Annotated in this window: 20 protein-coding genes; 11 read left to right on the plus strand and 9 right to left on the minus strand. The window is 65.9% G+C overall.

Annotated elements, in window-relative coordinates:
* The first annotated feature begins 145 nt into the window (after positions 1-145).
* Positions 146-1825, plus strand: coding sequence for an electron transfer flavoprotein-ubiquinone oxidoreductase (locus BHK69_RS11195; protein ID WP_069690171.1), 1680 nt, complete (start codon positions 146-148; stop codon positions 1823-1825).
* A 91-nt stretch (positions 1826-1916) separates the two neighbouring features.
* On the opposite strand, the gene BHK69_RS32610 is transcribed toward BHK69_RS11195, so the two are convergent.
* Positions 1917-2063, minus strand: coding sequence for a hypothetical protein (locus BHK69_RS32610; RefSeq protein WP_158516190.1), 147 nt, complete (start codon positions 2061-2063; stop codon positions 1917-1919).
* A 238-nt stretch (positions 2064-2301) separates the two neighbouring features.
* Between BHK69_RS32610 and BHK69_RS11200 the strand changes: the two genes are divergently transcribed.
* Together BHK69_RS11200 and BHK69_RS11205 are read left to right on the plus strand one after the other, a co-directional pair.
* Positions 2302-4077 carry a tetratricopeptide repeat protein gene (locus tag BHK69_RS11200; protein WP_069690172.1) on the plus strand — a complete coding sequence of 592 codons (1776 nt, stop codon included), beginning with the start codon at positions 2302-2304 and terminating at the stop codon, positions 4075-4077.
* A 169-nt stretch (positions 4078-4246) separates the two neighbouring features.
* On the plus strand, positions 4247-5254 hold the full coding sequence (locus BHK69_RS11205; protein WP_069690173.1) for a 4-(cytidine 5'-diphospho)-2-C-methyl-D-erythritol kinase: 1008 nt from the start codon (positions 4247-4249) through the stop codon (positions 5252-5254).
* Between the two features lie 16 nt (positions 5255-5270).
* Here the strand turns inward: BHK69_RS11205 and BHK69_RS11210 are convergent, their stop codons facing one another.
* Positions 5271-6593 (minus strand): MFS transporter, encoded by a 1323-nt coding sequence (locus tag BHK69_RS11210; protein WP_069690174.1) that lies wholly within the window; start codon positions 6591-6593, stop codon positions 5271-5273.
* 147 nt (positions 6594-6740) lie between these two features.
* A complete protein-coding gene (locus BHK69_RS11215; protein ID WP_069690175.1) occupies positions 6741-7769 on the minus strand; it encodes a polyprenyl synthetase family protein in 1029 nt (342 codons plus the stop codon).
* 166 nt (positions 7770-7935) lie between these two features.
* On the opposite strand from BHK69_RS11215, the gene BHK69_RS11220 reads away from it, so the two are divergent.
* Entirely contained in the window at positions 7936-8160 is a 225-nt protein-coding gene (locus BHK69_RS11220) for a putative signal transducing protein (protein ID WP_069690176.1), read from the plus strand.
* Entirely contained in the window at positions 8153-8935 is a 783-nt protein-coding gene (locus BHK69_RS11225) for a tRNA1(Val) (adenine(37)-N6)-methyltransferase (protein WP_069690177.1), read from the plus strand. Before BHK69_RS11220 ends, BHK69_RS11225 begins: the two co-directional genes overlap by 8 nt.
* Here the strand turns inward: BHK69_RS11225 and BHK69_RS11230 are convergent.
* On the minus strand, positions 8929-9240 hold the full coding sequence (locus tag BHK69_RS11230; protein WP_069690178.1) for a hypothetical protein: 312 nt from the start codon (positions 9238-9240) through the stop codon (positions 8929-8931). The two genes, BHK69_RS11225 and BHK69_RS11230, sit on opposite strands and share 7 nt — an antisense overlap.
* Before the next feature lie 155 nt (positions 9241-9395).
* Complete coding sequence (locus tag BHK69_RS11235; RefSeq protein ID WP_244548472.1) at positions 9396-9698, minus strand: hypothetical protein; 303 nt, start codon at positions 9696-9698, stop codon at positions 9396-9398.
* A gap of 337 nt (positions 9699-10035) precedes the next feature.
* On the opposite strand from BHK69_RS11235, the gene BHK69_RS11240 reads away from it, so the two are divergent.
* Complete coding sequence (locus BHK69_RS11240) at positions 10036-10938, plus strand: glycine--tRNA ligase subunit alpha (RefSeq protein ID WP_425285566.1); 903 nt, start codon at positions 10036-10038, stop codon at positions 10936-10938.
* Positions 10938-13538 (plus strand): glycine--tRNA ligase subunit beta, encoded by a 2601-nt coding sequence (locus BHK69_RS11245; protein WP_069690180.1) that lies wholly within the window; start codon positions 10938-10940, stop codon positions 13536-13538. Before BHK69_RS11240 ends, BHK69_RS11245 begins: the two co-directional genes overlap by 1 nt.
* A 144-nt stretch (positions 13539-13682) precedes the next feature.
* Here the strand turns inward: BHK69_RS11245 and BHK69_RS11250 are convergent, their stop codons facing one another.
* Both BHK69_RS11250 and BHK69_RS11255 read right to left on the minus strand, forming a co-directional pair.
* Complete coding sequence (locus BHK69_RS11250; protein WP_069688908.1) at positions 13683-14879, minus strand: IS256 family transposase; 1197 nt, start codon at positions 14877-14879, stop codon at positions 13683-13685.
* A gap of 137 nt (positions 14880-15016) precedes the next feature.
* Positions 15017-15352, minus strand: a complete 336-nt coding sequence (locus BHK69_RS11255) for an endonuclease domain-containing protein (RefSeq protein WP_069690181.1) — start codon at positions 15350-15352, stop codon at positions 15017-15019.
* 248 nt (positions 15353-15600) lie between these two features.
* Between BHK69_RS11255 and BHK69_RS32865 the strand changes: the two genes are divergently transcribed.
* The 4 genes from BHK69_RS32865 to upp all read left to right on the plus strand — a co-directional run bounded on the left by BHK69_RS32865 (position 15601) and on the right by upp (position 19237).
* Positions 15601-15762, plus strand: coding sequence for a Thivi_2564 family membrane protein (locus BHK69_RS32865; protein WP_092169472.1), 162 nt, complete (start codon positions 15601-15603; stop codon positions 15760-15762).
* A gap of 223 nt (positions 15763-15985) precedes the next feature.
* Positions 15986-17248, plus strand: coding sequence for a GTP cyclohydrolase II (locus BHK69_RS11260; protein ID WP_069690182.1), 1263 nt, complete (start codon positions 15986-15988; stop codon positions 17246-17248).
* A gap of 8 nt (positions 17249-17256) precedes the next feature.
* Positions 17257-18474 carry a URC4/urg3 family protein gene (locus BHK69_RS11265; RefSeq protein ID WP_069690183.1) on the plus strand — a complete coding sequence of 406 codons (1218 nt, stop codon included), beginning with the start codon at positions 17257-17259 and terminating at the stop codon, positions 18472-18474.
* A gap of 121 nt (positions 18475-18595) precedes the next feature.
* Complete coding sequence (gene upp / locus BHK69_RS11270; RefSeq protein ID WP_069690184.1) at positions 18596-19237, plus strand: uracil phosphoribosyltransferase; 642 nt, start codon at positions 18596-18598, stop codon at positions 19235-19237.
* A gap of 114 nt (positions 19238-19351) precedes the next feature.
* Here the strand turns inward: upp and BHK69_RS11275 are convergent, their stop codons facing one another.
* On the minus strand, positions 19352-19783 hold the full coding sequence (locus BHK69_RS11275) for a DUF1236 domain-containing protein (RefSeq protein ID WP_069690185.1): 432 nt from the start codon (positions 19781-19783) through the stop codon (positions 19352-19354).
* Positions 19784-20052: 269 nt separating this feature from the next.
* Positions 20053-21036 (minus strand): tripartite tricarboxylate transporter substrate-binding protein, encoded by a 984-nt coding sequence (locus tag BHK69_RS11280; protein ID WP_069690186.1) that lies wholly within the window; start codon positions 21034-21036, stop codon positions 20053-20055.
* Between the last annotated feature and the right edge of the window lie 6 nt (positions 21037-21042).

A 21042-nucleotide genomic window follows, 5' to 3' on the forward strand; every position in this document is an offset into this window, starting at 1 on the left:
TTCGATAGAGGGTTTCCAGACTGAAGCCATGTCTGTCTTGCGGCATGCGTCTGTCTTGCGCCATGCGCGGCTTGAACGGGCAGGCGATGTAGTTCACATATAAACTAATTGGCTTTAAGCCAGTCGAAGGCCTCCGGAGGGCAGGATGGATCTCAAGGAAGCGCAGAGCGAACCGCGCGAGAGCATGGACTATGACGTCGTCATCGTCGGCGCCGGTCCAGCCGGCCTTGCCGCCGCCATCCGCCTGAAGCAGCTCGACGAGACGATCTCCGTCGTGGTGGTCGAGAAGGGCGCCGAAGTCGGCGCTCACATCCTGTCGGGCGCCGTGATCGACCCGGTCGGCCTCGATGCGCTCCTGCCCGATTGGCGCCAGGACGAGGCCCGCCCGCTGACGACGGAAGTCAGCGAGGACATCTTCTATTTCCTGACCGAGCCCAACGGCATCCGCCTGCCCAATTTCGGCATGCCGAAGCTGATGAACAACCACGGCAACTTCGTCGGTTCGCTCGGCCTCGTGGCGAAATATCTCGCAGGCCGCGCCGAGGCGCTCGGCGTCGAGATCTATCCGGGCTTCGCCGCCGCTGAATTGCTGTTCAACGAGGATGGTTCGGTCGCCGGCGTCGCCACCGGTGACATGGGCATCGCCAGGGATGGCACGGTCTCGGAGCGCTTTACGCGCGGCATGGAATTGCGCGGCCGCTATACGCTGCTCGGCGAGGGCGCGCGCGGCTCGCTCTCCAAGATCGCCATCCGCAAGTTCGGGCTCGATGAGGGGCGCGAGCCGCAGAAATACGGCATCGGCCTGAAGGAAATCTGGCAGGTCAAGCCGGAGAAGTTTCACAAAGGCCGGGTGCAGCACTCCTTCGGCTGGCCGCTCGACAACGGCACCGGTGGCGGCTCCTTCCTCTATCATTTCGACGACAACCTGGTCACCGTCGGCTTCGTCGTGCATCTCAACTACACCAACCCGACGCTCTCGCCCTTCGACGAGTTCCAGCGCTTCAAGACCCATCCGCTGATTCGCGATCTCTTCGATGGTGCCAAGCGCCTGTCCTATGGTTCGCGCGCCATCACCGAGGGCGGCTTCCAGTCGGTGCCGAAGCTCACCTTCCCGGGCGGGGCGCTGATCGGTTGCGCGGCGGGCTTCGTCAACGTGCCGCGCATCAAGGGCAGCCATAACGCCATCCTCTCGGGCATGCAGGCGGCTGAGCATCTCGCGCCCGCTTTGGCGGCCGGTCGCTCATATGACGAGGTGGTCGAGATCGAGACCGGCTGGCGCGACAGCGCCATCGGGCGCGATCTCAAGCCGGTGCGCAACGTCAAGCCGCTCTGGTCGAAATACGGCACGCTGCTGGGCATCGGGCTGGGCGGCATCGACATGTGGCTGAACCAGCTCTTCGGTTGGTCGCCCTTCGGCACGCTCAAGCACGGCAAGCCGGATTACGCGACGCTGAAGCCTCTCAGCGAGGTCAAGCCGATCGTCTATCCCAGGCCGGACGGCAAGATTTCCTTCGATAAGCTGTCATCGGTCTTCCTGTCCTCGACCAATCATGAGGAAGACCAGCCAGCGCATCTGAAGCTGACCGACCCCTCGATCCCGATCGACAAGAATCTGCCTGTTTATGGCGAGCCGGCGCGGCTTTACTGCCCGGCCGGCGTCTATGAGGTGGTCTACAAGGATGCCGAGGCGAAGACCGAGCCGCGCTTCGTGATCAACGCGCAGAACTGCGTCCACTGCAAGACCTGCGACATCAAGGACCCGGCCCAGAACATCACCTGGATGGTGCCCGAGGGCGGCGGCGGGCCGGGCTATTCGAATATGTGAGCCTGAACCGGCATAAATCACTGGTGTAGATAACGAAAAGGCGCGCCGCTTTCACGGCGCGCCTTTTCACTTTGCAGGCGATACTGCCGACTCAGCCCTTGCGGACGACGCTCGGGGCCGGCTTGGTGGGCTCGGGCTTCGCGCAGCCGGCGGCGAAACCGGCCAGCAGGGCGACGGCGGCAATGCTCAAAACGATCTTTTTCATTTGAATGATCCCAGGTGAATCGTCGCGGTGCATGCGAACGCTTCCGTCCTAGCCTTAAATTCTTGAGATACGGGTACTGAAAACTGCGGGAACGTTGCGGCGCAGCAAGCTTCTGTCCGATTGTTGCATCGCTGCTACGGATTCGGCCCAGCAGCGCTGCTACGGCTTGCCCGTCCGCCCGGAAACCGCCATCTTGAACGCTTAAGCGAAGTGGTCCCGGTCGCGCTGATGTATGGCCCCGCGTGACATACAGGCTGCGGACCGAGGGAGAATGACAATCGTGACGTTTCGATTGAGGGGCCGCGGCCCGAGCACGGCGGTCGCCCTGGTGTTTTTTCTCGCATTGCAGGCCGGTGCCTCGGCTCAAGGGGCGGCTGCGACGCGCACGACGGAACAGCTGGAGCCCGCCGACAGCCTGGAAGGCAATTACCTGGCCGCGATCGTCGCGGGTGCCGGGCGCGATCTCGGCGCGGCCTCGGTCTATCTGCGCGAGGCGATCAAGGGCGATCCGCTGAACAATGATCTGCTGGAGCGCGGCTTCGTCGCCTTCCTGGCCGATGGCGCGATGAGCGATGCCTTCCGCGCCGCCGAGAAGCTGATCCAGCGTGATCCCAGCAACGGCCTGGCCCAGCTCGCGGTCGGCATCCGCGCGATCAAGCAGAAGAGTTACCAGACCGCGCGCAACCATCTCCAGCGCGGCGGCCGCGGCCGCGCCGCCGACATCACCGCGACCTTGCTCTCGGCCTGGGCCTATGCCGGCTCCGGCCAGACCAACAAGGCGCTCGAGACGCTCGACCGACTCAAGGGCGAGGCTTCCTACAACCTCTTCCGCGATTACCATGCCGGCCTGATCCTCGACATCGCCGGACGCAAGGTCGACGCCGAGAAGCGCCTGAAGAGCGCCTATGACGCGGAAAAGACGACGCTGCGCCTGGTCGATCTCTGGGCCCGCCTGCAGGCGCGCAACGGCAATTATGACGGCGCTGCCGCGACCTATGGCGAATTCGACCGCCTCTTGCCCAATCATCCCATCGTCCGGGACGGGCTTGCGCGGGTTGCTGCGCGCGAGCCGCTCGCCCGCCAGGTCGGCACGGCCCAGCAGGGCGCGGCCGAAGTCCTCTACGGCCTGGCCAGCGCCGGCAATCGCCAGGGCGACGAGGCCGCCGCGCTGCTCTATCTGCGCCTGGCGATCTATCTCGACCCCAGCCATGATCTGGCGATCCTGACGCTCGGGGATATCCTCGAACGCTCGAAGCAACCCGAGGATGCCGTCGCGGTCTACGACAAGATGCCGGCGACCTCGCCGCTGCGGCCCAATGCCGAGATCCAGGCGGGCCTGGCGTTGGAGACCCTCGGCAAATCTGAGGAATCGATCAAGCATCTGCAGGCGCTGATCACGGAACGCCCCGACGATGTCGATGCGCTCTCGGCGCTCGGCAATGTCTACCGCACCCGCAAGCTCTTCAGCGAGGCCGCCGAGACTTACGACAAGGCCATCGCCAAGCTCGCGGTTCCCGGGCGGGCGAACTGGGATCTGTTCTATTTCCGCGGCATCGCGCGCGAGCGCATCAAGCGCTGGCCCGAGGCCGAGGCGGATCTGCGTAAGGCGCTGGAGCTGATGCCGGAGCCGCTCGGCCGCGAACGCGCGCTGGTGCTGAACTATCTCGGCTATTCGCTGGTCGATCAGCATCTCAAGCTCGACGAGGCGCTCAGCATGCTGCGCCGCGCCGTCGAACTCAGGCCGCGCGACGGCTACATCACCGACTCGCTCGGCTGGGCCTATTACCGGCTGGGACGCTATGACGATGCGTCGCGCGAGCTCGAGCGCGCCATGGAATTGCGCCCCTCCGACCCGGTGATCAACGACCATCTCGGCGATGTCTATTGGCGCACCGGCCGCAAGCTGGAGGCGACCTTCCAGTGGAATGCGGCCCGCGATCTCAGCCCGGAGCCTGAGGATCTGGTCAAGATCAAGCAGAAGATCGAGCGCGGCCTGGAGGATTCGCCTTCCGCCAACGCCGCCGAGCCGAAGAAGGACGGCGGCTGAGGCCTGGATCGTTTTCCATACGGCTTGCATCGTCATTGCGAGGAGCGATAGCGACGAAGCAATCCAAGAGGGCTCGCTCGACGGCCCTGGATTGCTTCGCTGCGCTCGCAATGACGGGTCAACGTGAATGGACACCGTTCTAGCCGCCACCCACCGCCCCGGATCTCCCATGTCAGCCGCGCTGACGACCCGTGCCCGCGCCAAGGTCAATCTGAGCCTGAAGGTGCTCGGCCGGCGTGCCGACGGCTATCACGAGCTCGAAAGCCTGGTCGCCTTCGCCGGCGTCGGCGATGAACTGACGCTCGAGCCCGGGCTGGAACTCGGCTTGAGCATTGGCGGCCCGCTTGGCGGCGGGCTCGAAGCCGATGAGCGCAACCTCGTCCTGCGCGCTGCCCGCGCGCTTGCCGATGAAGCCGGCCCGCTGCGCTGGGGCCGCTTCCACCTCGTCAAGCGCCTGCCCGTGGCATCGGGCATTGGCGGCGGTTCGGCCGATGCGGCGGGCGCGCTGCGCCTGCTGGCGCGCTTGAACGGAATTGCGCGTGGCGAGCCGGCTTTGCTGCGCGCAGCGGCCAGGGTCGGAGCCGATGTGCCTGTTTGCCTGGATTCGCGGGCACGGGTGATGGCCGGCATCGGTGAACGCCTCGGCGAGCCCTTGCATCTGCCGCCGCTTTTCGCCGTGCTGGTCAATCCGGGCGTGCCGGTCGAGACGGCGGCGGTGTTCAGGGCGCTGGGTTTGCAGCCGGCCTTGCCTGCTGTGCATGAGGGCCAGGCCAAACCGTCATTGCGAGCGCAGCGAAGCAATCCAGAAGCGGCAGCGCTCGACGCCCCCCTGGATTGCTTCGCGGAGCCTGTACTCGGGCTTGCCGAAGGCAAGACCCGGGTGCTCGCAATGACGCGTAGCTCGGTCGGGGCAGCTCCAGGACCGACCACCGGCCTGATCGCGGCGCTCGCCGAAAGCGGCAACGACCTCGAAGCCCCGGCGCGACGCGTGGCTCCGGTTCTCGGCGAGGTGCTTGCCGTGCTGGCGGCCTTGCCCGGCTGCCGGCTCGCTCGCATGTCGGGTTCGGGCGCGACCTGCTTTGCCCTGTTCGATGATTGCCGGGCGAGCGCCGCAGCCGCCAAGGCGCTGCAGAAGAGCCGGCCGGGCTGGTGGGTCAAGCCGACCGTGCTGCGTTGACCGCCGCCGCGTGGCGTCAGCCGCCGGGTGACAATCCGGCGCGGCTCATGGCCGCCACCGCGACCTGCGGGCGCTGCCGATAGGCCAGCCAGGTCGCGAGCAGGCTGCAGGCCGCTGCGAACATCAGCCAGAGCCCCGCGACAGCCCGGTTCCCCGTCATCTCGATCAGATAGGTGCTGACCGCAGGTGTGAAGCCGCCGAACAGCGCCGTCGCCAGGCTGTAGGCGACCGAGAATCCGGTGGTGCGCAATTGCACCGGGATGATCTCGGTCAGCGCGACCACCATGGCGCCGTTATAGCTGCCATAGATGAAGGAGAGCCAGAGCTCGACCTCCAGCAGCCTGAGGAAGGACGGCTCGGAGACGAGCCAGGACAGGGCCGGATAGGCGCTGACGAACATCAGCAGCGTGAAGATGATCAGCAGCGGCTTGCGTCCGACCCGGTCGGACACCGCCCCCATGACCGGCAGCCAGAACAGGTTGGACAGGCCGACGCAAACCGTCACCAGTAGGGCGTCGAGGCCCGTCAGCTTGAGAACCTCGCGCCCGAAGGTCGGCGTGTAGGCCGTGATGAAATAGAACGACACCGTCGTCATCGTCACCAGCAGCATGCCGATGATCACGACCTGCCAGTTCTGAGTGAGCGAGCGCAGGATTTCCCGGGGAGAGGGGTGATTGCTGCTCTGCTTGCGCTCGCTGAATTCCTCGGTCTCCTGCATCGAGCGGCGCAGCAGGAAGATCAGCGGCACGATCAGGCAACCGACCAGGAACGGGATGCGCCAGCCCCAGGCCGTCATCTCTTCGGGCGGCAGGACGGTGCTGAGCCAGACGCCGAGCAGCGCCACGAAGATCACCGCGATCTGCTGGCTGCCGGACTGCCAGCTGACATAGAAACCCTTGTTTCCAGGCGTCGCGATCTCCGACAGGTAGACGGAGACGCCGCCGAGCTCGACGCCCGCCGAAAACCCCTGGACCAACCGGCCGATCACGACGATGACCGGCGCCAGCAGGCCGATCGTCGCATAGGTCGGCACCAGCGCGATGGTGAGCGTGCCGAAGGCCATCAGCCCGAGCGTCAGGAGAAGTCCGGCGCGGCGGCCATGATGGTCGATATAGGTGCCGAGCACGATGGCGCCGAGCGGCCGCATCAGAAAACCGGCGCCGAAGGTCATCAGCGCCGCCATGAGTTGGGCGAACTCGCTGCCCGATGGGAAGAAGGCCTTGCCGATCGCCGCGGCGTAATAGCCGAAGACGAAGAAATCGTACATTTCCAGGAAATTGCCACTCGATACCCGAATGACAGCCCCGATCTTCGACTGGCGATCTGATGATGCCGTCATGGCCTACTCCACGCTTTCATGCGCCCCGACAGGCAGCCTAGGCCCGTCCAGGTGGCGGTGGAAGCCTCTTTCGGCAGGAGCATCGGCCCGAAAAGTGGGGACCGGTTGTCGGGAGAAGCCGATGCTGTAGGGCGCGGCTAGGGTGTTTCAATGCGCCCGCGAGACGCAGAAATCGACGGTCTCGTTCAGCGCCTGCTTCATCGGGGAGGCGGGGAACAGGCCGAGCGCGTCCTTGGCCATCTTGGCGTAGTGCTCGGCGCGCTCGATCGTGTCGTCGAGCGCGCGATGGCGACGCATGATGCTTTGGGCCTCTTCGAGATCGCCCTCGTTGACCTCGCCGTTCTGGAGCGTGCGGCGCCAGAAAGCGCGCTCGGTGTCGGTGCCGCGCCGGAAGGAGAGCACGACCGGCAAGGTGATCTTGCCCTCGCGGAAATCGTCGCCGGTGTTCTTGCCGAGCTTGGAGGCGACGCCACCATAGTCGAGCGCGTCGTCGATGAGCTGGAAGGCGATGCCGAGATTGAGGCCGTAGCTGCGGCAGGCGGCGGCATTGGCCTTGCCAGCCCCGGCGATGACGGGCCCGACCTCGCAGGCGGCGGCGAAGAGCTCCGCCGTCTTGCCGCGAATCACGGCGAGGTACTCGTCCTCGGTCGTCTCGGTGTTCTTGGCGACGGAGAGCTGCAGCACCTCGCCCTCGGCGATCACGGCGGCTGCGGTGGAGAGGATGTCGAGGGCGCGCAGCGAGCCGACCTCGACCATCATCTTGAAGGCCTGGCCGAGCAGGAAATCGCCGACGAGCACGCTCGCCTCATTGCCCCAGAGCATGCGCGCGGCAAGCTTGCCGCGGCGCATGTCGCTCTGGTCGACGACGTCGTCATGCAACAATGTCGCGGTGTGCATGAACTCGACCGAGGCCGCGAGCTTGACATGGCCTTCGCCGCGATAATCGCACAGCGCCGCCGTTGCCAGCGTCAGCATCGGGCGCAGGCGCTTGCCGCCCGACGAGATCAGGTGGTTGGCGACCTCCGGGATCATGGTGACGTCGGAGCCGGTGCGCGACAGGATCATCGCATTGACGCGCTCCATGTCGGCGCGGGTCAGGCCGACCAGGGTCTCGATCCGGGCCTTGCCCGCATCCTGGCCCGCTTCCTTGTCCTCGAACGCAACAACGACGCCCATCTCGATCACTCCGGCCGGTTTGCGCAGTTCGCGGCGCGCTGATGCCTTGCCACAACCGTCGCATGGGTGGCCAGCCCCCGCAATTCGGCAATGACGCCGCACCTGGACGCCGCACCCGCGCAAGCGAGGGCTTGCGCGCGGGCCACGGCTTCGGCTCCATGCGCCCATGCATGAACTCGTCCGCACCAACGATATCGTCCTGCTCGGAGCCATCGAGGCTCTGCTGGCCTCGGCCAATCTCGATTGCCTGATCGCCGATCAGCACATCAGTGCGCTGGAAGGCATGATCGGCGCCTTCCCGCGCCGGCTGCTGGTGCGCGAGGCCGACAAGATGCGGGCGCGGGCGCTGCTGGTCGATGCCGGCTTCGGCGCGGAACTGCGCGATGGCTGAATCGCAACCGGCCTCATTGCTCGGCGAAATCGGCGAGGATCGCCTGCTCGATGGGCGCCTGATCCTGCTCCAGCCGAAAAAGGGTCATCGCGCCGGCAGCGACGCGATCCTGCTCGCGGCGGCCTTGCCTGAACTGGGCGAGGGGCCTCTGCTCGACATGGGCGCGGGCGTCGGCACGGTCGGCCTCGCCGCCGCCCTGGCGCAGCCGCGCCTGCACGTGGTGCTGGCCGAGCGCGATCCGGAGCTTGCAGCCCTGGCGCGGGAGAACATCGCCTCCAACGGCCTCGAGGCGCGCGTCGCGGCGCTGGCTGTGGATATCGCTGCCCCAGTCGCCGCCTTGACCGAGGCCGGCCTGATCCCGGCGAGTTTCGCTTGCGTCGCGATGAACCCGCCCTTCTATGCGGCGCGGGAGACGAAGGCCTCGCCGGTCCCGAATCGGCGCGCCGCCCATGTCGTCGAGGGCGGGCTGGGGGACTGGCTGAAGGCGGCGCGCCGTCTGCTCCGGCCCGGCGGGCGGATCGCGATCATCCACCGCGCCGAGGCGCTGGCCGAAATCCTGGCCGGGCTCGCGACGGGCTTCGGCGCGCTGGAGATCCGGCCGGTCCATGCGCTGGCCGACCGGCCGGCCGTGCGCGTCCTCGTTACGGCCGTGCTGAACAGCAAAAAGCCGGCAGCGTTGCTGCCGGCTTTCATTCTCAATCGCCCCGAGGGCGGTTTCACGGCCGCCAGCGAAGCGCTGCACCGTGGCGCCGCGAGGCTTCGCGGCGATCAGTAGAAGTAGCGCGGGCCGTAGAACGGCGGCGGCGTATAGACCGGCGGGCCGTAGAAGCGCGGGCCGTAATAGCGCCGTGGGCCGTAAAAGCGCGGCGGCCCGTAGTAGCGGCGCGGTCCATAGTAGCGGCGCGGGCCGTAATAATACTGTGCCTGCTGGATCTGGGCGCCATCGACCTCGGGGGTCCCAGCCAAAGCGGGCTGGACGGCTCCCGCCGCGATGGGGGCCGCCATGGCCGGGGCGGCTGCGAAGGACAGGCCACCGAGTGTGGCGGCCGTCGCGATGCCGAATGCGAGTTTGCGAAACATGATCCGATCCTCTTCAACTTGGCGCCTGCAGCCCCTGCCGCATGGTCGGTCGCCGTCTTCGAATGAAAGGTACTGCGTTGGAGCTGAACGGCACAGAACCGCGTCGTTCAGCCTGTTTTCATCCTGCGGCCAGAGAACGGCCACATTTCGGCGGCTCAGCGGCAGACGCGCACGGGGCGGACGACCCAGCCATAGCCGGTCCAGACGCGCCTGTTGGTGAAGAAGCAGCGCGGGCGATAGACCGGGCGGCCATAGAAGCGACGCGGTCCATAATGGCGCCGCGGGCCGTAATACTGTGCCTGCTGGATGAGGTCGCCTTGCGCCGGCATGGTTTGCGCCGTGCCTGCCGAGACAGGAGCGGCCATCGCCGGTGCGATTGTGAAGGCTGCGACGGTGAGGCCAAGCGCGCCGAACAGCGCAGCGACGATACGGGATGACGGCATACGCGATGACGACATGGGCTTCTCCTACGAAACGACCCCGCCGGTTCGACATCAAGCGCTCGCCCCGAACGCCGCGAACCCTACGGGCAAAGAAATGCTAGCTCCTCCTGCATGAACGAAAGCTGTCTGTCGAAGTTCCAGCATCAAGCGGGGGCGGCGCAACGGATTCGATAGCCAAATCGGGGCAAGCCAAAAGATTTTAGCCGGCGAATCCGTCTTTCGCCAATGAGTTAGGTCAAAACCCGCGCGAAAACCGCATTCCACTTTCCCGGATCATGGTCTATGCACGCGCCGATCCACGATCTTTCGGAAGGCCCAAGCCTTGGCTGTTTCTGCCACTCTGCCCGATGCGATGAACCCGACCCGCTCCTTCCAGGGGCTGCTCCTGACCCTGCAGCGCTTCTGGGCCGAGCGCGGCTGCGTCATCCTCCAGCCCTATGACATGGAGGTCGGCGCCGGCACCTCCCATCCCGGCACGATGCTGCGCTCGCTTGGGCCGAGGCCCTGGCGCGCGGCTTATGTCCAGCCCTCGCGCCGGCCCAAGGACGGACGCTATGGCGAGAACCCGAACCGGCTGCAGCATTACTACCAGTTCCAGGTCATCCTGAAGCCGAACCCGCCGAACCTGCAGGAGCTCTATCTGCAGTCGCTCGAGGCGATCGGCATCGACATGCAGCTGCACGACATCCGCTTCGTCGAGGATGATTGGGAGAACCCGACGCTCGGCGCCTGGGGGCTGGGCTGGGAATGCTGGTGCGACGGCATGGAGGTGAGCCAGTTCACCTATTTCCAGCAGGTCGCCGGCATCGAATGCGCACCTGTCTCGGGCGAGCTGACCTACGGCCTCGAACGCCTCGCCTGCTATCTGCAGAATGTCGAGAGCATCATGGAGCTCAATTTCAACGGGCTCGAAGGCGACGCGAAGGTCACCTATCGCGAGGTCTTCCTCCAGGCCGAGCAGGAATATTCGCGCTATAATTTCGAGCATGCCGATACGGCCGCTTTGTTCCGGCGCTTCGCCGAGGCCGAGGCCGAATGCCGCGCCCTGCTCGAAAAGGGCGAAAGCGGCGAGCGCCATCTCATGGTCCAGCCGGCCTATGACCAATGCCTCAAGGCCGGCCACAGCTTCAATCTGCTCGATGCGCGCGGCGTGATCTCGGTCACCGAGCGCCAGAGCTACATCCTGCGTGTCCGCGAACTGGCGAAAGCCTGCGGCGCCGCCTGGCTGAAGACCGCCGGCGGGGGAGCGAACTAATGCCTGATCTCCTGCTCGAACTCTTCTCCGAAGAGATCCCCGCCCGCATGCAGCGCAAGGCGGCCGACGATCTGCGGAAGCTCGTCACCGATGCGCTGGTCGAGCGCGGCCTCGTCTATGAGGGCGCGAAAGCCTTCGCCACGCCGCGCCGGCTCGCGCTCCACATCGCCGGCCTGCCGGTGCGCGGCCGCGATGTCCGCGAGGAGCGCAAGGGGCCGCGCGTCGGCGCGCCCGAGGCCGCGATCCTGGGCTTCCTCAAGGCAGCTGGGCTTACCTCGCTCGATCAGGCGACGATCATCAGCGACCCAAAAAAGGGCGACAGCTACGTCGCCATCATCGAGAAGCCGGGGCAGGAGACGGTTGCGGCCATCGCCGAGATCGTGCCCGCCGTGATCCGCAGCTTCCCCTGGCCGAAATCGATGCGCTGGGGCGCGGCGTCGGCGGCTGGCGCGAGCCTGCGCTGGGTGCGCCCGCTGCACTCGATTCTCTGCACCTTCGGGGCCGAGACCGAGGAGCCGGAGGTGGTTCCCTTCGAGGTTGACGGCATCGCGTCCTCCAACATCACTTACGGCCACCGCTTCCATGCGCCGGGCGCGATTCCCGTCAAGCGTTTCGACGATTACGTTTCGTCGTTGGACAAGGCGAAGGTCGTGCTCGATGCCGACCGGCGCAAGGAGATCATCCTCAACGACGCCCGCACGCTCGCCTTCGCGCAGGGCCTCGAACTGGTCGAGGATGAGGGTTTGCTGGAGGAGGTCGCGGGTCTGGTCGAATGGCCTGTCGTGCTGATGGGCTCCTTCGAGGAGCGCTTCCTGGAGATTCCTGGCGAGGCGATCCGGGCGACGATCCGAACGAACCAGAAGTGCTTCGTGCTCAGTTCTCCTTCCCCCCTCGGGGGGGAAGGTGGCATCGCGTCAGCGATGACGGATGAGGGGACGTCAGGCTCGTCTTTCCCTCATCCGTCTGCTTCGCAGACACCTTCTCCCAACCATCTCGGGCTTGCTCGAGATGGACAATCTAAGGGGCCAATATCGGCAACGGCCGACATTGGTGGGGGAGAAGGAAAGCTCGCCAACCGCTTCCTGCTGACCGCGAATCTCCTCGCCAGCGATGGCGGCAAGGTCATCACCGCCGGCAATGAGCGCGTCGTGCGCGCCCGCCTCTCCGACGCCGCCTATTTCTTCGCGACCGATAAGGGCGATCTGCCCGATCTCGCCACGCTGAAGGAGAGCGCCGAGAAGCTCGATCTCAAGCTGGCCAAGCCGCTCGACCAGCGCATGGCCAAGCTCGACAAGCTCGGCGTCGTCTTCCACGCAAAACTCGGCACGCAAGGCGAGCGCGTCCAGCGCATCGCGGCGCTGGCGCGCGAGCTCGCGCCGATCGTCGGGGCCGATCCGGACCTCACTGAGCGCGCGGCAAAGCTCGCCAAGGCCGACCTGCCGACCGAAATGGTCGGCGAGTTCCCGGAATTGCAGGGTTTGATGGGCCGCAAATATGCGGAACTCCAGGGCGAGCATCCCAGCGTCTGCGCCGCGATCGAGGAGCACTACAAGCCGCTCGGCCCCTCCGACCGTGTCCCGACCGATCCAGTTTCGGTCGCTGTGGCGCTCGCCGACAAGCTCGACACGCTGGTCGGCTTCTGGGCGATCGACGAGAAGCCGACCGGAAGCAAGGACCCTTATGCGCTGCGCAGAGCGGCGCTGGGGGTGATCCGGCTGGTGGTTGAGAATGGGGTGCGACTCAAGTTGGCCACGGTACTTCTGGGCCCGCTCCGCTTTTCTCGTGTCCACGCGAATGTCGCCGAGCAGAGGAGACACGCGGGCGGGCACGCGAGCGAAAATCGCGAAACGGCGCTGCGCCTCGCTACGCTCGCTTCCGAAGCCACAGAGATTGGCAATCGACTGAGACTTGGTGCGTCGGCTCAGCCGGACGAGATGGACTCTGTCGTCGACCTCCTCTCCTTCTTCCACGATCGCCTCAAAGTCATGCTGCGCGACCAGGGCGCGCGGCATGATCTGGTCGACGCCGTGCTCGCTGGCTCACCTTCCCCTCTCGGGGGGGAAGGTGGCATCGCGTCAGCGATGACGGATGAGGGGACGTCAGGCTCGTCCTTCCCTCATCCGTCTGCTTCGCAGACACCTTCTCCCCCAAGGGGAGAAGGAAGCGACGACCTCCTGCTCATCACTCATCGCGTCGCGGCGCTCGCTCGCTTCCTCGAGACGCAGGACGGCAAGAGCCTGCTCGCCGGCTACAAGCGCGCCGCCAATATCCTCAAGGCCGAGGAGAAGAAGGATGGCGAGGGCGCCTTCGCCGGGGCGGCCGACCTGCAGTTGATCGCAGGCGCCGGCCTGATCGAGGAGAAGGCGCTGGCCGTCGCTTTGGCGAACGCCACCCCTGCAGCCGCCGCTGCCGTGGCGAAGGAAGACTATGAGGGCGCGATGGCGGCGCTGGCCGAATTGCGCCCGGCGGTCGACGCCTTCTTCGACCAGGTCACGGTCAACGATCCCGACCCGGCGCTGCGCATCAACCGCCTGAAGCTGCTCAACCAGCTCCGCGAAGCAACCCGCGCGGTGGCGGATTTCGGGCGTATTTCGGGATAGGGCCCGGGGAACCCCTCTCCCGGATGGGAGAGGGGCAGGGGTGAGGGTGTGCCGCTGGTTATTGAGGCGCGACCGCGCCGCTGCGCCTTTTGGTTTGGGGTTGTGTGCGTCAAGTTCTGCAAAATGGGTTGGCTGTGACGGCGGTCATGCGGCTTGTCTGAGGGCGGTTTTCTTGTGCTCTCTGAGGTCGTCCATGTTGAGGTATCGGTTTGCCTCCATCCAGTTTTCGTGGGTTTCGACGGCGAGCGCGCGCACGAGGCGCAGGCAGCTTTCTGTGTTGGGGAAGATGCGCACGACATAGGTCCTTCGGCGGATTTCCTCGTTGAGGCGTTCGAGCATGTTGGTGCTCTTGAGGTGCTTGTGGTGCTGCCTCGGCAGCCTGAAGAAGGTCAGGGTCTGCTCGATGGCATCCTCGGCCCAGCCGGTCAGGCGCGGATAGCGCGACGACCATTTGGCCAGCCATGCGGCGAGATCGGCCTTGGCCTCGGCGAGATCGCGGCGATCATAGATCCAGCGCAGCTCCTGGAGGCAGTCGTCGGCGTGCTTGCGCGGCAGATGGTCAAGCGCATTGCGCAGGAAGTGGACATAGCAGCGCTGCCAGGCCGCCTCGGGCAGGACCTCGCCGATCGCCTTGACCAGGCCGGGGTGATCATCGGAGACGACGAACTCGACGCCCTTGAGGCCGCGCGCCTTGAGGCCGACGAGGAAGTCGCGCCAAGCTGAACGGCTCTCGCGGTTGGCCATCTCGACGGCGAGGATCTGGCGCCGCCCGTCCCAGTCGATGCCGACCGCAATCAGCACGGCCTGGCTCATGACGACGCCGGCCTCGCGCACCTTCTCGTAGCGTGCGTCGAGGATCAGATAGGGGAAGGGTTCGGCCAGCAGGCGCTCGGCAAAGGCCTTCAGGCTCTCGTCGAGGCGTTTGTTGATCGCGCTGATCGCCGAGGCCGAGAAGGCGTGGCCGCACAGCTCCTCGGTGATCGCCTTGACCTTCCGCGTCGAGACGCCCTGCACATACATCTCCGCCAAGGTCGCCACCAAGGCCCGCTCCGAGCGCTGGTAGCGCTCGAACAGCTCGGTCGAGAAACGCCCGTCCCGATCCTGCGGCACACGCAGCTCGAGCTTGCCGACACGTGTCACCAGCGTGCGGCCATAGGAGCCCGAACGATAGCCGAGGCGGCCCTCGCTACGCTCGCCCTTCGCCGCTCCCACGGCCTCGGTCATCTCTGATTCAAGAACCTCCTGCAGCACGGCTCTGACGACATCGCGCAAACCATCAGGGTGCTGCGAGAAAAGCTCTTTCACGGCGGCAATCGCGGGCTTAGCCTCGCTTCTGGTCATGGTGGGGCTCCGGCTGGAGTGAGGTGACGTCGAACATCACCAACCTGCCATGGCCAACCTCAGATTTTGCAGAACTCCCTGCACACTACCTGGTTTGGCCGCCAGCCCTCATCAGGGAGAAGAGTAGAACTCTCCGGTCAGCTCGTAGCTTGACGGATCGCCGCCACAACTGCGTCGCGCTCATCGCAGACCTGTGCATTGCTGAAACGCAGCAGGGTGAAGCCGTGTCGCTCGATCTCCCGCGTGCGGGCAGCATCGTAGTCACGCTCGAAAGCATGCTGCCGGCCATCGATCTCGACGATCAGCCTGCGCTCCACGCAGAGGAAATCGACGGTGTAGCCCAGCAGCGGTACTTGCCTACGGAACTTAAGGCCGTCGAGCCGGCGATTGCGCAACAGACCCCAGACGATGTCCTCAGGCTCGGTCGCTTGCGTGCGCAAGCGTCTGGCGAAGTGGCGTTGCTCGGTTGTCATGGTGGAGGATGATGGACCGCCAGCGCTCGAACAATCAACGGCACACCCTCACCCCTGCCCCTCTCCCATCCGGGAGAGGGGTTCCCCGCGCTCGGTCGAAACACCGCAGCGGATAGGCGCGCTCCGCCACGCGCTCGGGAACCTATTCCCACCCTGCGACGTTCTGTCATCGGGGCTGACGTGGCGCGAATGCGTCGTGGCACGGGCCCTGGGGGGCCAGTTTCCGGCCGCGACAAGGGACTTCGCATATGTCCATCCTGATTTCGCTGCTCATCACGGTGCTCGTCATCGGCCTCGTGCTCTATCTCGTGCGCATGCTGCCGCTCGATGCTCAGATCAAGAACGTCGTCCAGATCATCGTCATCGTCATCGGTATCATCTCGCTGCTGCGCTACCTCGCCATTTTCTGATCGGCTCTGCCCGTCATGCTCGCCCTCGTGGCGAGCATCCACGTCTTGACCACGGAGCTCGACCGGCGAAGGCGTGGATGGCCGGGACAAACCCGACCATGACGGCAAGCGCGATGGCCCCGATTGACGCCGCGCTTGCGTTGAGCCACATTTTCATAGGTCCAGAGGGCCCCGGACGCATCGCGTCCCGGGGCCCTTTCCTATTTGCAGGGCGATACCCGCGATGAACTCGCAGAACCGCACGACGCATATCCGCCTGACCTCGCATCCTGAGCCCGGCAACGCCGCGACGCGCTTTCCCATTCAATGGGGCGCGGCCAGTCCGGCTGAGCGCGGCCCGGTCATCGCCTCGACCACGGCGCCGGGAGACCGCAACGTCATCGGCGCCCATGGCGGCTCTTATTCGGTCTATCGCGCGCTCGCCATTTCGGCCCGCGCCATGAACCCCTCGCAGCGCCCAGACCTGACCAACACCTATCCGACAGCCGAGATCCCGCCGCAGCCGCAATGGTTCGCACCTGGCCGGATCGTCTCGATGGACCCGTTCGGCCACCGCGTCGCGCAGGATTTCGGCCAGTGGATCGGCGAGGGCATCGACATCCGCCCGACCATCGCCATCACCAAGGCGAGGCTCAATTTGCCCGAAATCCTCGCCGCGATGGCGGGACACAGGCTCAGCCCCGATGAGCACATCCTGCACAAATCCGGCGATATCAGCGTCACAAAGATCGCGATCGACCCGGTATGGCATCTGCCGGGCATCGCCGAACGCTTCGGCACCAGCGAGCAGGAATTGCGTCGCACGCTCTTCGAGCAGACCGGCGGCATGTATCCAGAACTGGTGACACGGCCTGATCTGCGCGTCTTCCTGCCGCCGATCGGCTCGATCACCTGCTACATCATCGGCGAGGTCTCCGCGATCACCGACCCCAAGCGCAGCGTCGCCTGCCGCGTCCATGACGAGTGCAACGGCTCGGACGTCTTCGGTTCGGACATCTGCACCTGTCGGCCCTATCTCGTGCATGGCATCGAGGAGGCGGTGAAAGAGGCGCAGGGCGGCGGCGTCGGCCTGATCGTCTATAACCGCAAGGAGGGCCGGGCGCTGGGCGAGGTCACGAAATTCCTCGTCTACAACGCCCGCAAGCGCCAGGAGGGCGGCGATTCCGCCGCGACCTATTTCGAGCGCACCGAATGCGTCGCCGGCGTCCAGGACGCCCGCTTCCAGCAATTGATGCCCGACGTGCTGCACTGGCTCGGCGTCACCAGGATCGACCGGTTGATGTCGATGTCGAACATGAAATACGATGCCATGGTCGAGAGCGGCATCGAGATCGGCGAGCGCGTCGCGATCCCGCCCGAGCTCGTTCCGCCCGACGCCTCGGTCGAGATCGAGGCCAAGAAGGCAGCGGGCTATTACTCGCCCGACGGCGCGCCCGGCGACAACGCCCTGAAGGCGACGGTGGGTCGCGATCTCGACAAGTTCTGAGCCGCTTCATGTCTGACCAGAATACGGACGCCGTCCGCGCCTTGCTCAAGCCTGCCGCCGTCCGCGCCCGCGCGCAGGAGATGCTGGAGCTCGGCCTGGCCGGCAAGCTCCTGCATTTCAGCGTCGCTGCGACGCGGCTCGACGCCTGCGCCGACTATGTCCTCGACACGATCAAGGCGAATTATCCGACGCTCGACATCCCGTTCCACGCCCGCTGGCGGCATTTCAGCGTGGCCGGCGTCGACCGCTGGAGCGTGCTCGACCTGACCGCGCATTTTCCTGACGCCATGGCGCGCGGTCGCGCGGCCTATGACCTCGCCGTGGTCAGCGTGCTGCTCGATGCAGGAGCCGGGCCGGATTGGCGTTATCGCGATGCGGTCTCGGGGCAGTCGATCGGCCGGTCCGAGGGGCTGGCGCTGGCCTCGCTCGACATGTTCGCGGCCGGCCTGTTCTCCAGCGACCAGGCTGAGCCGCTGCGTGTCGATGCGGCCGCGCTGAAGCGGCTCGATGGCGCAGCACTGGCGCAGGGCTTCCAGGCGGGGCCCGGCAATCCGCTGCTCGCGGTCGAGGGCCGCGCGGCCTTGATGAATCGTCTAGGCGAGGAGCTGGAGCGTCAGGGCCTGAAGCGTCCCGGCGATCTGTTCGACCGGCTCGTCAGCGCGGCCGAGACCGGGACATTGCGGGCCGGGCATATCCTGACGGAGGTTCTCTCCACCTTCGGCGGCATCTGGCCGTCGCGCCTGACGGTCGCCGGCGTCGCGCTGGGCGATACCTGGCGGCATCCGCTGATCGCGGAGGCCGAGCCGACAGCCGGGCTCGTGCCCTTCCACAAGCTCTCGCAATGGCTGTCCTATTCGCTGATCGAGCCCTTGCAATGGGCCGGGATCGCGGTCATCGACATCGATGACCTGACCGGCCTGCCCGAATATCGCAATGGCGGGCTGTTCCTCGATTGCGGCGTGATCGCGCTGAAGGACGCGGGCGATGCGACGCGCGCCCATGAGGTCGGCTCGGCTCTGGTCGTGGAATGGCGCGCGCTGACCGTGGCGCTGCTCGACGAGATCGGAATGCTGATCCGCAAGCGCTTGGGGCGCACGGCCGAGGAGCTGCCGCTGGCCAAGGTGCTGGAGGGCGGCACCTGGGCCGCCGGCCGGCGCATCGCCCGCGAGAAGCGCGGGGATGGCGGTCCGCCCTTGACGATCATCAGCGACGGCACCGTATTTTGAACGAGGGAGTCGTCATTGCGAGCGTAGCGAAGCAATCCAGGAGTCGTAGAGCACGGCCGCTCTGGATTGCTTCGCTACGCTCGCAATGACGGCTTGAGACGAGGCAATAGGGGCACACGGAATGACCACGATCTCGGACGGCGTCACCGTCGTCGACCACCCGCTGGTGCGGCACAAGCTGACGCTGATGCGGGAGAAGGACCGCTCGACCAAGAGCTTCCGCCAGCTCCTCAACGAGATCGGCATGCTGCTCTGCTACGAGGTCACGCGCGATCTGCCGATGGAGATGACGGAGATCGAGACGCCGCTGACGAAATCGATGCAGCCGATCATCGCCGGCAAGAAGATGGTCTTCGCGCCGATCCTGCGGGCCGGCGTCGGCTTCCTCGACGGCATGCTAGAGCTGGTGCCTGCCGCCCGCGTCGCCCATATCGGGCTCTATCGCGATCCCAACACGCTCCAGGCGGTCGAGTACTATTTCAAGGCCCCTTCCGACATCGCCGAGCGCATGGTGGTGGTGATGGACCCGATGCTGGCGACGGCCAATTCGGCGGTCGCGGCGATCGACCGGTTGAAGGAGCGCGGTGCCAAGGATCTGCGCTTCGTCTGCCTGCTGGCGGCGCCCGAAGGCATCGAACGGTTTCGTGGCGCCCATCCCGATGTCCGCATCTGGACGGCGGCGATCGATGAGAAGCTGAACGAGCACGGCTATATCGTGCCGGGCCTGGGCGATGCCGGCGACCGGATGTTCGGCACGCGATAAAGCCGACGATGCTCTGAGATATGAAAATGGCCCGCCCCGTTTCCGGGGCGGGCCGACGATCCGGCATGACGATCAGGCCGGTAATGGCGCGACCGTCCAGCGGATCGCACTACGTTATTCGATGATCTGCACGACGCGGCGGGACCGCGGGTCGACCAGGACAGGGCGCTGGTTCACGACCGTGTAGCGGTAGCCGGTCTCGGCATATTCACGCGGAATATATTCGCGCGGAACCTCGCGATAGACCACGCCATCGGCCGGGAGGACCGTGCCGACCGTGACCGGTTCCTCATAGGTGTAGGACGGGACGCGTTGCTCGACGACATATTGCCGGAAGCGAGGCGTCTGATCGCCGATGATCGCGCCGACCACGGCGCCGCCGACACCGCCGACGACCGCGCCGACCGGGCCGCCGACGATGGCTCCGCCGACCGCACCCGTGGTGCCGCCGCTGACAGCGCCGCCCGTGGCGCCCTGCGGATTTTGGGCAAAAGCGACCGCGGGAGTGACGGCGATCGCAGCGATAAGAGCAAGTTTCTTAAGCATGGTTTTTCTCCTTCCAAGAGAACGTCCGGGAAGGAAACGGGCTGGCGCTGGCGCGGGTTCCGAAAAATCTGGGTAACAACATGTGAATATTCGCAACCGGCATGGCGAAAGCGCCATGATATCAATGCGTCCCGGGGTTCACGGGGATTGGCGGCCCCACGGAATCGGCAGCGCTCAGCGCTCAGGCCCCCCTGCGAGCCGGCGCTGGTCCGAACGAAAAACGGCGGATCCGGAGATCCGCCGTTTCGTAGCTTGCGTGTTCTCGGCCGTTATTTCGGCGCGGCTGACAAGGCTGGGCTGAGCTTGTCGGCGTCGCGCTTGATCAGGGCGGCGAAACCGGCCGGGGTGCGCTCCTCGGCGGTTGGCAGCACGGTGCCCAGTTCGAGCAGGCGCTTCTTGGTGCCTTCGTCGTTCAGCGCCTTGTCGAGGGCGGCGACCAGCCGGTCGACGACGTCCTTGGGCAGGCCCTTGGGAGCGGCGATGCCGTTCCAGGCCTCGATCTGGTACTCCGGCAGCCCGGCTTCCGCAGTGGTGGGAACGTTGGGCAGGGCCGGGGAGCGCTGCTTCGAGGCGATCGCATAGGCCTTGATGTTGCCGGCCTTTACCTGTTCGGAGACGCTGACGATCTGGTCGCACATGAAGTCGATCTGGCCGGAGACGAGATCGTTCAGCGCCGGCCCGGTGCCGCGATAGGCGACGGCGTTGATCTTCGGCACGCCGAGCTGCGCCTTCAGCAGTGTGCAGGTCGTCCAGGAGACGGAGCCGAGGCCGGCATGGGCCTCGTTCACCTTCTCGGAGTTCGCCTTCACATAGGTCACGAACTCCTTCAGGTCCTTCGGCTCGAAATTCTTGCGGGCGACGATCAGGATCGGCGTGCCGCCGGCCAGCCCGATGGTCTGCATGCCGTTGATCGGGTCGTATTTCAGGCCGGGATAGGTCGCAGGCGCAGCCGAGAACGTGCCCAGATGGCCCATCGCGATGGTGTAGCCGTCGGGCGCAGCCGTGACCGCGCGGGTGATGCCGGTGGTGCCGCCGGCGCCGGCGACGTTCTCGATCACCAGCTGCTGGCCGAGCGTCTTCGACATGTGGTCGGCGACGATGCGCGCGATGATGTCGGTCGGCCCGCCGGCGGCGAACGGCACGATCATGGTGACCGGGCGCGTCGGATAGGTTTGCGCCTGGGCACTGCCGGCGAACGCCATGGTGATGGCGGCCGCCAGGCCAAGTGTCCGGCCAAGTGTCAGTTTCTTCATGGATGA

It is taken from the genome of Bosea vaviloviae, from assembly GCF_001741865.1.
Taxonomy (GTDB): Bacteria; Pseudomonadota; Alphaproteobacteria; order Rhizobiales; family Beijerinckiaceae; genus Allobosea; species Allobosea vaviloviae.